This is a genomic window from Myxococcus sp. CA033 (assembly GCF_013336625.1).
GTDB lineage: Bacteria > Myxococcota > Myxococcia > Myxococcales > Myxococcaceae > Myxococcus > Myxococcus llanfairpwllgwyngyllgogerychwyrndrobwllllantysiliogogogochensis.
In genome coordinates this window covers 212,113-225,256 of record NZ_JABUMU010000008.1, presented here as the reverse complement: position 1 = coordinate 225,256, position 13,144 = coordinate 212,113, and the positions used below count along the sequence as shown (strand labels likewise).

The following is a 13,144-nucleotide window of genomic DNA, read 5'->3' as shown; positions in this document are numbered from 1 at the left end:
GCGCACCGGAAGGACTCCGGCCCGCCTGCTCAAATGTCGAGCAGAACCTCGTGACGGGGGGAAAGGCACACGTCCGCCGCCGGCGCGGGGAAGCGCGCAATCAGCAGGGCAGTGAAGGAGACGGGCCTCATGATGCGAATGAGTTAAGACAGACGACTGCCATTGTCAACTCACGGCCCTCGATATCCCCCTGAAGCCCCGTGCGCAACGCGCGCGCGGCCCGCGCATCGGCGTGGCGACTTCAGGGGAAGAGGCCTGGCTCAGAGCCCCGCGTCCTTGCAGAGGTCGTCCTGCAACTCGGTCAGCGCCTTGCGGGCGCGCATGGGCTGGCAGGTGTTCTCCAGGAAGTAGGCGGAGCCGCCCACCGTGGCCGCCTTGAGCTTCGCGCCCAGAGCCGCCCAGCACCGCTCGAAGGCCACCTTCTTCGCCTCCGCCGCGCGAGCGTCCGCCACGGGCAGGTCCAGCGCCGCGAGCACCGTCTCCCCGAGCGCCTCATCCTTGCAGACGCCGGAGTCCTTCCGCTCCCCCACCGCCAGGGCGAAGAGGGGCATCGCCACGTATGCGAAGCGGCCTTGTCTCACGAGCCGGGCGGCCTTCAGCGCGGACTCCGGCCCCGTGCCCACCGCGAGCTGCTGATACGTCTCGACACAGTCGCGCCCCTCCTGCGCGAGGCAGCGCTCCAGCCCCTTCACCGCGCTCGCGTCACGCGCGGCGGTGTAGGGAGTGGCCTTGGCGAGGAATGCATACCGCTGCCCCAGGGTCCGGGCCTTCCTCGCGGCGGCGAACGGCTCTTCGTCGGTGGGCGTCGCCGCTTCGACCTCCGCTGTCGCGGCATCCGTCACCAGATTCCGCCACGAGTCCGTGCGCGTCGCGGCGGGAACATCCTCCGCGCGCTCGAGCAACTCCGCCCAGGCCTTCTGTGAGGCCAGGGCCTGGAGGTCCGCGAGCGTCGCCGGGGGCCGGGCCGCGCCCACCGTCGACACCAGACACGTCAGCACCACCGCGCGTCGAATCATCGTCCGAGACTCCTGCCGAGGAACGCCGCCCCATCGGCCGCGCCCTCGCGGTGGGTGGTGAAGACGAGCGTGGACCCACTGCGATCCAGCGCGAGCGCGGGACCGAAGCGACACGTCAACGCCGTGACATCCTTCAGCGCGGCACAGCGAGCCCGCGCCTGGGTGAGCAGCGGCGCACAGGCCGCCCAGACATCCACGTCCGCCATCACCTCGTCACTGAACGTCTTCCAGTCGAAGGTGAAGGTCGCCGTCGTGCCACACGCACCGCGCAGCGCCGTCAGGGCCTCGGCGGCGCGCGCGGTGTACTTCTTTTCCAGGTGGGGCCACGCCTTCTTCTCGAAGGCGGCGAGCCTCCCTGACTCACGTTGCAGGGAATGCGCGGTGAGCACCTCGGAGGCGGACACACGCTCCGTCGCCTCCGGGTTGAACCGCACGCGGAAGGCAGGCTTGCCCGGAAGGAACACGTCGTAGACACCGCTTTCGCGCTCGGACGCCAGCACCCAGTCCGCGCCGCGATGACGGGCCACGTAGTCGACACCCTCTCGCGTGCCGCGCACCTTGCAGCGCACCGCGAGGCCGTCATGTTCGGAGTCGGCGCCCCGGACCTGGAGCACCGCCTCCGACGACTCGCGCGGAGCCAGCGCGACGACATCCAGCGTCTGACCATCCTTGCCCCGGTACACCTTGAGGGACAAGGCATCCAGGGACTCCGCCGCCACGGCCCCAGAGGACAGGAGCAGCGTGAGCACCATCGCCAGCTTCCGCGCCATACTCAGTTCAGCGCCTTCTCGAGCACGGCCTTGGTGTTGTCCTCGATGTTCGTGTGGTCCTTCCCCATGCGGTACGTGAGGGTGCCCTTGTCGAGCGAGATGTTCGCCTGCGTCGCCCCGTTGACGCTGGTGTCCTTCTTGTCCGCGGGCTTCACGCCGGCGAACAGGCACGACAAGCTGGTGACCTTCTTCGCGATCGACTTCTTGTACGCCGGGCGCTCACACAGGCTCGTCACCCCGTTGATCGCCGCTTCACAGTACGAGCTGAAGCTCGTGCCCGACCAGTCCTCCGGCTTGAAGTTCTGGAAGTCCGTCTTCACGGCGAGCTTCGTGCCGCACTTTTCATTGGCGGCCTTCAGCGCCTCGGCGGTCGACTCCTCGAAGGAGGCCTTGGCCTCCTCCTGCGCGGGCTTCAGGTCCTCCTCGGCGAAAGCGGACATCGACAGCAGGGTCACGACAGCGAACACGAGCTTCGAAGACATGCGGTGTCTCTCCTTGAAGTAGCGACATTCGCGAGTTTCGAAGTCTCCGGCTCCTGATGCAAGATTGGCCGAGGTCAACCCTACCTACCAGCGGGGGGCGCCCCTCAGATGCTGAGGGCCCGCACGCGCGCGGCGAGGTTCTGGGTGAAGAGCCGGTAGATGCGCAGCGCGGCGGCCTCGTGCGTGTCCAGGTAGTGCTGGAAGCCGGCCCGGGTGATGCGCAGCGCTCGCACGGCCGTGCGCGCCTTCACCCGCGCGGACACGGGCGCGTCCTGGACCAGCGAGATTTCTCCCAGGTACGCCCCGGGCCCCAGCGTGTTGAGCCGGCGCGCGTCGTCCTCGGTGCCGCTGAAGACATCCACCGTGCCCTCCAGCAACACGAAGAGGCCCACGCCCGCGGCGCCCTTCTCCAGCACCACCGCGCCCGCGGGGATGAGCACCTGACGGGCCACGCGATACAGGTCCTTCATGTCGTCCAGCGACAGCTCGCCGAAGATGGGAATCGCCTTGAGATACCCGTACCCGTTGGCCTCGGGTGAGGAGCTCTGGGACGGCAGCCGCGCGATGACGGCCTCCGCCTCCGCGTCCATGCCCATCCGACGCAAGAGGCGCGCCTTCTCCGCGGCCAGCGCCGGGTCGCCTCGCGCGACCTCCGAGCCCCGCATCGTGTCCGCGAGCAGCGCCAGCGCCCGCCGCGTGAAGCCCTCCGCGTCCAGCAACATGCACATGCGCAGCACCGACTCCACGTGCCGCGCGTCCCCCGCCGGCACGCTGCCCAGCGCCTCGACCTCCGCGTGGGGTTGGCCCAGCTCGCGGTAGATGAGCGCCGCCTCGTACGGACGACCCAGGCGGACCAGGCACTGGGCCACCGCCTCGCGCGAGCCCAGGCCCCGATACACCTCCAGCGCCCGCTCCAGCGCGCCACCGCGCTCGAAGGCCGCGGCGGCCCGGTCCGCTTCACCCGCGCGCAGGAAGGCCTCCGCCGCGTCCACGTACTGGCCTCCCTGGACGTAGAGCGCCGCCATGCGCGCATCCTCGCCACAGCCCACCAGGAGCCGCGCGGCACCGGAGAAATCCCGAGCCCACCGCAGCACCTCCGCCAGTCGCTGGCGCACCTCTGGAGGCGTTAACGCCGCGTCACGCAGCAGGCGTTCCCGCTGCGCCGCGCCCAGCTCCTCGTAGAGCCGCGCGGCCGTCGCGGCCGACTCCAGCCCCATCAGGGATTGCAGCGCCTGGAGCGTGCCCTCCGCACCAGCTCGTTCCCCGCTCGACTCGGGCACTTCCGACTCGGACCCCGCCATTGCGCGTCCCCCTGGCCGGGAGATGAGACCCCCACGTCGACGACCCTACCCAAGGGCCTCGACGTCCCGGCAGACGTGCGCCGGCTATATCACCCCTCGCGGTGCCCCGGAGAGGCGGGTTCATGGGGTCCGCGCGCGACGACGGCGGCGCGGGCTTCAGCGGACGACGATGAGCTCCGTGTCGAAGATGAGCACCGAATACGAGGGAATGGCGCCGGGGCTGCCCTCCGCCCCGTACGCCAGCGACGAAGGGATGACGAGGCGCCGCTTGCCGCCCACGCGCATGCCCGCGATGCCCTGGTCCCAACCGTCGATGACCCGCCCCTGCCCCAGGATGAAGTCCAGCGGGGACTTGCCCTCCGACGAGTCGAACTTCTGACCGTCCGGCAGCCAGCCCGTGTAGTGCACATAGACGCGCCGGCCCGCGGTGGCCGCGTCGCCCGCGCCCGGCTCCCCGATGTCCTGGAGATAGAGGCCGCTGGGCAGCAGCGTCATCGCCGCCAGGTCCACGTTCAGGCTCTCCGCGTACGTCACCTTGGTGGGGTCGCCATTGTCCGGGTTGCCCAGCGGCGGCGTATTGGGGTCCTCGCTTCCACAGCCCACCAGGGGGAGGAGCAGGGCGCAGAGCAGCAGGGAGCGAAGCATGGGGGTCCTCGAGAAGAAGGCCGGAGTCCGGCGATGAACGAGCCCCAGCCTGCCCCGGAGCGGCGGCCCGCGAAAGCAGAAGCGTGACCGCCTGCCTGCCGACACGGGCACCACACCCGTCGCGAAATGCACGGGCGCCCCCGACAGGCTTCCGCTATGCAGGAGCGCGATGCCACGCTGGCTCAGCCTCCTCATCTTCTTCGTCCCGGTCCTCTCGCTGCTGGCGACCGCGCACGTCTACCTCTACCGCCGACTTGTCCGAGACCAGACCGCGCGACGGGGGCTGCGCCTCGGCGCCCAGGCCGTGTTCGGCTTCGGCTTCCTGGGGGCCGTTGGCTTCCGCTTCCTCGGCACGCTGTTTCCCTCCGAGTTCGTGCGCATCCTGGGAATCGGCCTGCTCGTGTGGATGGGGCTGGTGTTGTACCTGCTCCTCTTCACGCTGGCCGTGGAGCTGGTCCAGCGCGCGGTGCGGTGGCGCGTCCGCCGCGACGCGTCGCCCCCGGAGCAGCCCTCACAGCCGCCTTCTCCCGAGCGCCGGGCCATCCTCACCGGAGGCCTGGCCGTGGGCGCGGGGCTCGCGGGCGCGGGCGTGAGCACGTTCGGGGCGTGGCGCGCGTTTCACCCACCCGACGTGCGCGACATCCCAGTGCGCCTGCCCCGGCTCCCCAGGGCCCTGGACGGGTTCTCCCTGGTGCAGCTCACCGACATCCATGTCGGAGACGTCCTCCAGCGCCACTTCGTGGACGAGCTGGTGGCGCGCACCAACGCCCTGAAGCCAGACGTCATCGCCATCACCGGGGACCTGGTGGATGGGTCCGTCGAGAGCCTGGGTGCCTTTGTCGCCGGCTTCGGAAGGCTGCGTGCCCGGAATGGAGTGTTCTTCGTCACGGGCAACCATGACTACTATTCTGGCGCATCGTCATGGGTGGCTTTCCTGGAGACTCTGGGCATCACCGTGCTGCGCAACCGCGCCGTGTCCATCGGCGACACGGGTGCGTCCTTCACGCTGGCGGGCGTGGACGACTGGAGCGCGGCCCGGATGGGCGAGCCCGGGTACGACCTGGATGCCGCCCTGCGCGGAGTGAGCCCGGACCAGGCCTCCGTCCTCCTGGCGCACCAGCCGTCCAACTTCGACGAGGTCGCCCGGCGCGGCGTGGGACTCCAGCTCTCCGGCCACACCCATGGCGGGCAGATGTTCCCCGGCAACCTCGTGGGCGACGCCATCTGGGGCAGCCGCAACGCGGGCCTCAGCCGCACCGGCGACTCCCAGCTCTACGTCAGCCGGGGCTGCGGCTTCGTCGGGCCCCCAATGCGCGTGGGAGCACCGCCGGAGATTGCTCGGCTGGTGCTGCTGCCCGGGTGAACACTCCCGGCGCGGCGCTCGACATCGTCCGTGATTCCGCCGGGTTGAGAGTGAAGGACCGCGCGAACTCCGCGCTGGAAACACATTTCAGGGCGGGCCGTCCATGAGCCGGGTGATGGGGAGTCCCTCGGACGAAGAGCTCATGGAACGGTTCTGCGACGGAGCACCAGACGCCTTCGAGGCCCTCTTCGCTCGGCATTCCGGGCGGGTGCAGGGCTTTCTGACGCGGATGGTTCGCGACGGCCCGCTCGCCGAGGACCTCTTGCAGACCACGTTCCTGTCCGTCATCCGAGCCCGGGGCCGCTACGAGCCCGGAACCCGCTTCATCCCCTGGCTGATGACCATCGCCGCCAACGCCGCGCGAGACACCCTGCGTCATCGCCAACATGTGGAGTCCTACTCCTCGGGCGAGGGCACAGCGGGCCCCACATCCGCCCCCCCACCCTCCGGGGACCCCTCCCTCCGCCGGCACCTGCTGGACGCGCTACAAAGACTTCCCCCCGACCACCGCGAGGCCGTGGTGCTCAGCAAGGTGGAAGGCTGGTCGTTCGACGAGATCGCCGCGCTCCGGGGAATCAGCGCGGGCGCGGCACGACTGCGGGCACACCGGGGCTACGAAAAGCTCCGTGAGCTCCTCAGCGGGCTGGGAGAGGCGTGATGAAGGCGCCCATCGACATCGATGCCCTGCTCAACGAGACGCCTCGCACGGACAGCGCCTCGCTCGAACGCGCCCTCGCGAGCGCGCGCGGAGAGCTGGCCCTGCGCGAACCCGTGCGTCGCTGGCGCACGCAGGCCGCGTGGCTGATGGCTTCGTCCGGAGGCCTGGCCATGGGAGTCGCCGGAGTGATGCTCGCCAGTGGCGCGCTCACGGGCCCCGCGCTGCTGGAGCGTGTTCCCCTGCTGCTGCTGTTGCTGGCGACGAGTGCCGTGTGCGCCTGGGGCGCGCTGTCTCCACGAGGGCACGGGTTGCGTCGAAGCGGCGTGGGGCTGGCGATGGCCTGCGCGGCGACGCTCGTGCTCGCGCGCGGCTCTCCCAGCACCACACCTTCGCTGCCAGCCTGGGTCTGCACAGTGAGCCACCTGGCCGTCGGCGCCGCTCCGCTCGTGGTGGCGCTGTGGATGTTGCGCGGCGCGGCCTTCCAGCCCCTGCGTGCCCTGAGCGCCGGGCTGTCCGTTGGGACGACAGGTGCCTTCGTCGGCGAGCTGGCCTGCGAGCAGGACTGGCGTCACGTCGCCAGCTACCACCTGTTCGCCTGGGGGCTCATCTGCGTGATGGCCCTCGTCCTGTCACGTCACCTCAAACCCCGCTCCTACGCCCCATGACCCTGGACCCCTCTCTCATCGTGAGCACTGACGTGGACGGAGCGCCGGTGCGAATCGGAGAGCCCGTCACGGTCATCAGCGCGTCGTCGGACGGAACCATCAGCCCGGGCTTCCTCGGTCGCACCGGCACCGTCGTGGCCCTCGTCTACGACGACCCTGGCCTCCAGTACCCCTCCGACCCTCTCATCCAGGTGCGTGTCGACGGGCTGGGCGAAGACCTCTTCTTCCCGGACGAGTTGGAGCCCCAGTGGGCCCTGCAACGCGCCGCCCGCCAGCGCCGCGAGGACCGCGAGCGGGCCGTGCCGGGAACGCATCGCGTGCAATAGCCAGCACCGCGACAAGCCAGGGCGACAATTCCTGGATTATCAAATTAAGATGAATTGCAGGTCAGGACTCACCCATACTCCCGTGCCACTCCATCGGAGGGGCCTCCGCGCCGGTGGAACGTGCCCGTGGCGGAGGCTGAACGCAATCGGGGGAGTCCATGAGAACCGTTTTCCTGAAGTGGGTGCTGCTGGTCACCTGCCTTCAAGGCCCGTTGGCCTCGGCGCAGGCGCAGATCTCCGTCTGGCATGCCTTGAATGGACAGACAGAGGCAGCCTTCAACAGTTCGGTCCAGCGCTTCGAGGACAACAATCCCAGCCACACCGTGGCGGTGTCCCAGTTCTCCAGCCAGGAGGACCTCTACACGAGCCTCATGGTCGCCGTGGCCGGAGGCAACGCCCCGGACGTGGTGGTGGGCAATCACACGATGGCGCCCGCGCTCCTGGAAGCTGGCATCGTCGCGCCCTATTGCATCCCCGGTGAGTGCCCCGAGTGCGAGTCGGCGAATCCTCCCCGTTGGTGCGCCTATGCCTCCAATGGGCTCTACAACGACTTCTCTTCCTACAGCGGTTATGGCGGCTTCGAGGCGAGCATGATTCCAGCGCTTCAGCTGGACTCCAACCGCTGCGTACAGGAGGACTGCGCGGAGTGCGCCGCCCCCACGCCGACGGGCTTCGCTCGCCCCCTGTACTGCGATTACATCCATCGGTCCTCGAACCTCGACATCTTGCAGGCGGGGTTCGCGGTGTGGAACGACGAATGGGAATGGGTGTTCCCCATTGGCAGGCCCGCCTGGTGGAGCCACCTCGCCTACGCGGTGGACCTGAGCTGGCTCGAGCAAATGGGCCTCGAGATGCCCGCGACGATTCCCGACGCGGAAGAGACCCAGTCCCACGCCAGCGGCATCCACGCCTACGACCTGGATGGTGAGTACTGCGGCACCGTGCCCTACCGCTTCAAGATACCCGGGTGGGTGGGTGGCCCCCTTCCGGACCCCTGGGAGAATGCGAACATCTTCATCGTCCCCTCCGAGCAGCTCGCGTTCCTGTCCGAACACCGTCCGGGCTTGCAGGCCGCCGTCATCGAGGGGCACCGACCGGAGATCATCGTGACGGGCGCCTTCGTGCTCTCGACCACCCAGGAGCGGAGCGCCGCGCTCGAGTTCATGTACGAGCTGGGAAGTGACGAGACGCAGCTCGAGGGCGCGCTGGGCACCACGTTCCTGCCCACGAACAACGGGGCCTTCGAGAACACGTTCGACCTGGTGCCTGGACTCCGGAACTCCGCGCTGGGCGGCGTGCTGGCACCGAGCTATCAGCAATAGTCCGAGGGTGAGGGCATAGTCAGGGGGTGGTGACATCCCCTGACGACGCTCCGCGCCCGCTGGGTCGCAAGGCCTACGGCTCGATTCCCCACCTGCCTGGCTCCCGCACCGGCCCCGCGGACAAACACCTGTCACTGGAGCTGGCGCACATCTGCACCGAGCGCCTCCGCGACGCGCGTGATTCCGTCATCGTCCTGGAGAAGCTGGACGGCTCGTGTGTCGCCGCGGCCCGGCTGGGAGACGAGGTCATCGCGCTGGGACGCGAGGGTCGGCTCGCCGCCCACTCTCCCAATGAGGCTCGTCAACTCTGGTCCTCGTGGGTCTCTACCCACGCCGAGCGCTTCAAGGCCGTGCTCCAGCCCGGCGAGTGGCTCGTGGGCGAGTGGCTCGCGCTCGCCCACGGCACCCGCTATGCGCTGGCGCACGAGCCCTTCGTCGCCTTCGATTTGATGCGCCAGGGTGCTCGCCTGCCCTGGGCCGAGCTCACCTCCCGCGTCCGCGCGGGTTGTTTCACCACGCCGGGCGTCATCCACGAGGGCGGCCCCTTGAATATCGACACAGCGATGGCGCTGCTTCCAACGGGCGGGTTCCACCACGCCCTGGACCCCGTCGAAGGGGCCGTGTGGAGGCTCGAGCGCCAGGACGGCGCGGGTGTCAGGGTGGAGCTGCTGACCAAGTATGTCCGTCGCGACAAGGTGGATGGGAGCCTCCTGCCGGAGAACACCGGGCGTCCCGCCATCTGGAACTGGCGCCCCGCGGCGCTCCCATCGAAGGAAGTGCTCCCGTGACTCGGGCCCTCTTCGTCACCGGTAACCAATACAAAGCCGACGAGGTCTCCCGCCTGCTGGCCGGCCTCGACATCACCTGGAAGAAGCTCGCCCTGCCGGGGCTCACCTCGGCGGAGGACGGCACTTCCGCCCCGCTGGACCTCGACGGCATCGCGAAGCGCAAGGTGCTGGCCGCCCATGCACACCTCGGCGAGCCCTGCTTCGTGGAAACCACCGCCCTGGAGCTGGACGACGGAGAGTGCTTCACCGGCGCCCGCTTCAAGAAGGAGCTGCTGGCCCTGGGTGAGCGCGCCTTCTTCGCGAAGCACGGCGGCCGCCGGGGCCGCACCCGCGTGGCGGTGGCCTTCTCCGAGGAAGGGGACCCGGACCGCGTCACCCTCTTCGAAGACGCCATCGAAGGCCTGCTGCTCGCCGCGCCCCGGGGCGACGGTGGCTACGGCTGGGACGGCGCGTGGTTGCCAGACGGATACCAGCGCACGCTCGGGGAGATGGCTCGCAACAAGTTCTTCCTCAACATGCGGCACCGCCCCTATCTGGAGCTGGCCGACCGACTGCGAATCGCATCTCCGGGTGGCGCTTACGAGGCGCACCTCACCGTCTCCGCCCGCACCGAGGAGGACCTCCAGCGCTTCCGCGCGTTCTGCGACGCGGCCTCGGTGAAGTGCATCTTCATCGAGCTGGGTCGAGGCGCCGAGCCCTTCCAGCCCATGACGGCCTCCTACCACCACGGCACGCTCCGACAGGCGCTGGAGGAAGTCAGGGGCATGGCGCGCGCGCTCGCGAGCGAGGGCTTCGACGTGACGCGTATGAAGCTGGAGGCCCTCGGCAAGAACCGCGACATGCCCGAGGACGATGAGACCGCGCGCGCCCAGCCCGCCAACTACTTCGAGTTCCACGTGAAGGCCCTCATCCCCGCGAGCGGCGAGGGACTGGACACGCTGCATGCCCGCTGCACGAGGCACGGCGCCCACCTGTCACGCAACGCACGCAAGCTTCGCGAGGACGGCGCCAGCGAGCGCTTCGTCACGCTCCGCGTCCACCACCTGGGCAAGGCGAACGCCGACGCACGCTTCAACGCACTCCTCGAAGACCTCTCCGGGCTGGGCCTGACGCTGACGCAGCGACTGCGGGAGTTCACCGTCTACGACTCCAACCTCGGGCTCGACCGGGGCTGGCTGGAGACCTCTTCATGAGCGCGCACACCCTTCCCCTGCGCGCGGGAATCGCCGTCCTGCGCCGCCTCGCGCGCTCGCCCGACGCACCCGAGCTCGTCCTCCGAGGTGGGCTGATGATGCGCCGCTGGAGCGGCCCGGTGCCTCGCCCCGTCGAGGACCTCGACTTCCTCGCGGGCTTCCCCTTCGACACACGCGAGTCCGTCGACCGGATGGGGCGGTTGCTGCGGGATGACACCGGAGACGGCTTCACCTTCGGCGCCCTCCGCTCCGAGGTCATCTGGGAGGAGACGGAGTTTCCCGGCGTGCGTGTCCACGTGGAGACTCAGTTGCCCGGGGTGCAGTCACCCTTCGAGCTGCGCATCGACCTGGGCTTCGGCGACCCGATGGATCCTCCTCCCGAGTGGATCGACTACGAGTCCCCGGACGCGGCTCCCGCACACGTCCTCGCCTGTCGCGCGGAGACACTGTTCGCGTGGAAGGTGCATGGCCTCTTCGAGCGCGGCAAGGGCCGCTTCCGCCCGAAGGACCTCTTCGACGTGTACCTCCTCACGCGGTACGCGCCCCTGGACGCCGCGCTCCTGCCTCCCGCGCTGCGCCTCGCGTTCGACGCACGCGGGGACTCGCTGGCGCTGATGGAGCGGCTGGTCGACAACGACTTCGGTCGCAGCCCGTGGAGCCTGGAGAAGTGGGCGCGCTACCGGGCCAGTGAACCGGAGGGACGCCCCGAGCAGCTCGCGGACGTGGTGACAGCCGTCGCCCAGGCGCTGCGCCCCGTGTGGGAGGTGGCGCGAGCACTACCGCCCTCGCGCCCCGAAGTCGCGCGCCGTGTCAGTACGACGCGGTGAGGCCCCAGTGGATGCTGGAGTACGTGTCTTCGGCCACGCCCCCGTTGTCCCAGCCCGTCCGCGTGCCAGGGCCACTGAAGGTGTCCTTGTAGCGCGACACCTTGAAGCGCACCTGGTAGCCGAACGGGCCCCACAGCTCGCCGGCCACGCCCAGCTCCGCTTCCCAGCCGAACGTCGACACCGAGGTACCGTAGTCACTCACTTCCAGGTCCAGCGCTCCGCCCTCGTCGTCGAAGCCATGGCCGGGCTGAGGGCTGATGAAGAGCTGTCCCGCCGCCTCCAGGCGCACCTGGCGAATCAACGGCACCGACACCTCCAGGCCCACCGCGGGATACAGGCGATGGGTGCCCGACAGCGGGCTGTCCGCGGACTCGTCCACGTCGAAGGAGCGCGTGAGCAGGCCCGCACGCGCGCCCGCGTAGCCGAGCAACTGCGACGAGCCCAGGCCGAAGTAGTAGCGATACATCGCCTGCGCGGTGAGGACCGAGTCGGTGGCCACCACCTCGCGCGTGACGGACTGGCCCGCGTCGTTGAACAGCGTCACGTTCGTGGACGCGTACCCGCGTCGATAGCCCAGCACCGCGCCCAGGCCCCGCAGCGGCGAGGCGTGTCGGGCCAGTGGCAGCAGCTCCAGCTCCGCGGAGATGCCCAGGTACGGCACGGTCGACTCGTAGTCCGAGCGGTCCCCGAGCTGCTCATCCTCGCTCTTCCGGTCGAACTCGTCGCAGGACTTCACGCCCGGACGCGCGCAGTACTTGCGCCACGTCGTCGTGCCACCCAGCGTGAGCCGGGCCAGCGGCGGTCGCACCGGCTCATTGCCCACCGTGCCACCCGAGCCGGTATCCAGCGCCACCTCGAGGAACGGGTCCGTGGTGGTGTGCGACTCCGGGTCCTCGTCCATCGGCGGGGGACCGTCTGTCGGCTGCGGACCGATGGCCACGACCTCCGGCGTCTGCTCAGGCACCTTCGCGGGGCGCTCCGCCGGGGGAAGCGGCTTCGGCGACTCGACGGGGCGCTCCGCGACGGGAGCGGGCACCTCCGGCCTGGGAATCATGATGGAGCCGCCCTCGCCCGGGGCGGGCGGCGGCTTCTTCGGCGGCGGGGCCTCGGCCACGACGGGAGGAGGCGCCACCGGCTCGGCGGGCTGGATCGGCTCGGACGGAGTGACACTCGCGGGCGGCTCGAAGGCGCGGGGAGCGCTCGACAGCGACCCGACAACGGCGAGCACGGCGCTCTTCGCCTCGGCGGAAGACAGCTTGCCTCGGGTCAGCTTCACGTCCTTCTCACCGAGCACGGCGCCGCTCGCATCCAGCACTCGCACCGTCAGGCCCGAGGGGCCCACCGTGCCCGTGACGGCCGCGTCCAGCTTCATCCTCGGCGCCACGGCGACGAGCCCTGCATCCGTGAAGAGGGCGGCGCCCTTCAGCCCGTCCTTCTTCGCCAGCGTCGCGTACTGCTTGAGCGACTGCACCTTCACCTGCTTCGAGCGGCGAAGGGCGGACTCGAGCTGTCCGCGCACCTTGCCGCCGCGATCACCCTCCACCGTCAGCACGACGAGGCGCTTGGGCTCCTCCCTGGGCGCGGCCGCCTTGCGAGTCTTGACGGCCTTGGGCTTTGCCTTCGCCTTGGGCGCCACCACCTGGGCTGGCGCCGCGCGCTTCTTCTTGACGACCTGCGCCGACGCCCCCGGAGAGGCCAGCGCCACCGCCACGAAGAGCACCAGGCCCCAGCGAACCATCGCGTGTTGGGTGTTCATCATTCAGGAGTGGAAGGTTCACCCACCCCGCA

Annotated in this window: 14 protein-coding genes; 8 read left to right on the top strand and 6 right to left on the bottom strand. The window is 69.7% G+C overall.

The annotated features are described in order from the left end of the window. Positions 1-260 precede the first annotated feature (260 nt). The 5 genes from HUA78_RS21665 to HUA78_RS21645 form a co-directional block, all read right to left on the bottom strand. Entirely contained in the window at positions 261-1,016 is a 756-nt protein-coding gene (locus tag HUA78_RS21665) for a hypothetical protein (protein ID WP_217442549.1), read from the bottom strand. Further along, positions 1,013-1,786: a hypothetical protein gene (locus tag HUA78_RS21660; protein ID WP_254623828.1), complete on the bottom strand. Its 774-nt coding sequence runs from the start codon at positions 1,784-1,786 to the stop codon at positions 1,013-1,015. The genes HUA78_RS21665 and HUA78_RS21660 overlap by 4 nt, the downstream gene beginning before the upstream one ends. 2 nt (positions 1,787-1,788) lie before the next feature. Further along, positions 1,789-2,268: a hypothetical protein gene (locus HUA78_RS21655; protein WP_174464227.1), complete on the bottom strand. Its 480-nt coding sequence runs from the start codon at positions 2,266-2,268 to the stop codon at positions 1,789-1,791. A 104-nt stretch (positions 2,269-2,372) separates the two neighbouring features. Then, complete coding sequence (locus HUA78_RS21650) at positions 2,373-3,569, bottom strand: cyclic nucleotide-binding domain-containing protein (protein WP_174464228.1); 1,197 nt, start codon at positions 3,567-3,569, stop codon at positions 2,373-2,375. Positions 3,570-3,725: 156 nt separating this feature from the next. Next, positions 3,726-4,214: an FKBP-type peptidyl-prolyl cis-trans isomerase gene (locus tag HUA78_RS21645; RefSeq protein WP_174466377.1), complete on the bottom strand. Its 489-nt coding sequence runs from the start codon at positions 4,212-4,214 to the stop codon at positions 3,726-3,728. Between the two features lie 169 nt (positions 4,215-4,383). On the opposite strand from HUA78_RS21645, the gene HUA78_RS21640 reads away from it, so the two are divergent. The 8 genes from HUA78_RS21640 (at position 4,384) to HUA78_RS21605 (ending at position 11,356) form a co-directional block, all read left to right on the top strand. Beyond that, positions 4,384-5,577: a metallophosphoesterase gene (locus HUA78_RS21640; RefSeq protein WP_174477052.1), complete on the top strand. Its 1,194-nt coding sequence runs from the start codon at positions 4,384-4,386 to the stop codon at positions 5,575-5,577. Between the two features lie 115 nt (positions 5,578-5,692). Continuing rightward, the gene (locus HUA78_RS21635) at positions 5,693-6,235 is read left to right on the top strand and encodes an RNA polymerase sigma factor (RefSeq protein ID WP_174456855.1); all 543 of its coding nucleotides are present in this window, start codon (positions 5,693-5,695) and stop codon (positions 6,233-6,235) included. Beyond that, positions 6,235-6,900 (top strand): DUF1109 domain-containing protein, encoded by a 666-nt coding sequence (locus HUA78_RS21630; RefSeq protein WP_174477051.1) that lies wholly within the window; start codon positions 6,235-6,237, stop codon positions 6,898-6,900. Before HUA78_RS21635 ends, HUA78_RS21630 begins: the two co-directional genes overlap by 1 nt. Continuing rightward, positions 6,897-7,226: a Carotenogenesis protein CarS gene (locus HUA78_RS21625; protein WP_174464231.1), complete on the top strand. Its 330-nt coding sequence runs from the start codon at positions 6,897-6,899 to the stop codon at positions 7,224-7,226. Before HUA78_RS21630 ends, HUA78_RS21625 begins: the two co-directional genes overlap by 4 nt. A gap of 158 nt (positions 7,227-7,384) precedes the next feature. Beyond that, on the top strand, positions 7,385-8,548 hold the full coding sequence (locus HUA78_RS21620; protein WP_174468427.1) for a hypothetical protein: 1,164 nt from the start codon (positions 7,385-7,387) through the stop codon (positions 8,546-8,548). A gap of 29 nt (positions 8,549-8,577) precedes the next feature. Beyond that, positions 8,578-9,336, top strand: coding sequence for an RNA ligase family protein (locus HUA78_RS21615; protein ID WP_174468428.1), 759 nt, complete (start codon positions 8,578-8,580; stop codon positions 9,334-9,336). Next, complete coding sequence (locus tag HUA78_RS21610) at positions 9,333-10,529, top strand: non-canonical purine NTP pyrophosphatase (protein WP_174468429.1); 1,197 nt, start codon at positions 9,333-9,335, stop codon at positions 10,527-10,529. Before HUA78_RS21615 ends, HUA78_RS21610 begins: the two co-directional genes overlap by 4 nt. Next, complete coding sequence (locus tag HUA78_RS21605; protein WP_174468430.1) at positions 10,526-11,356, top strand: nucleotidyl transferase AbiEii/AbiGii toxin family protein; 831 nt, start codon at positions 10,526-10,528, stop codon at positions 11,354-11,356. The genes HUA78_RS21610 and HUA78_RS21605 overlap by 4 nt, the downstream gene beginning before the upstream one ends. Here HUA78_RS21605 and HUA78_RS46570 read toward each other — a convergent pair. Continuing rightward, positions 11,340-13,115, bottom strand: a complete 1,776-nt coding sequence (locus HUA78_RS46570) for a hypothetical protein (protein WP_254623827.1) — start codon at positions 13,113-13,115, stop codon at positions 11,340-11,342. The two genes, HUA78_RS21605 and HUA78_RS46570, sit on opposite strands and share 17 nt — an antisense overlap. Between the last annotated feature and the right edge of the window lie 29 nt (positions 13,116-13,144).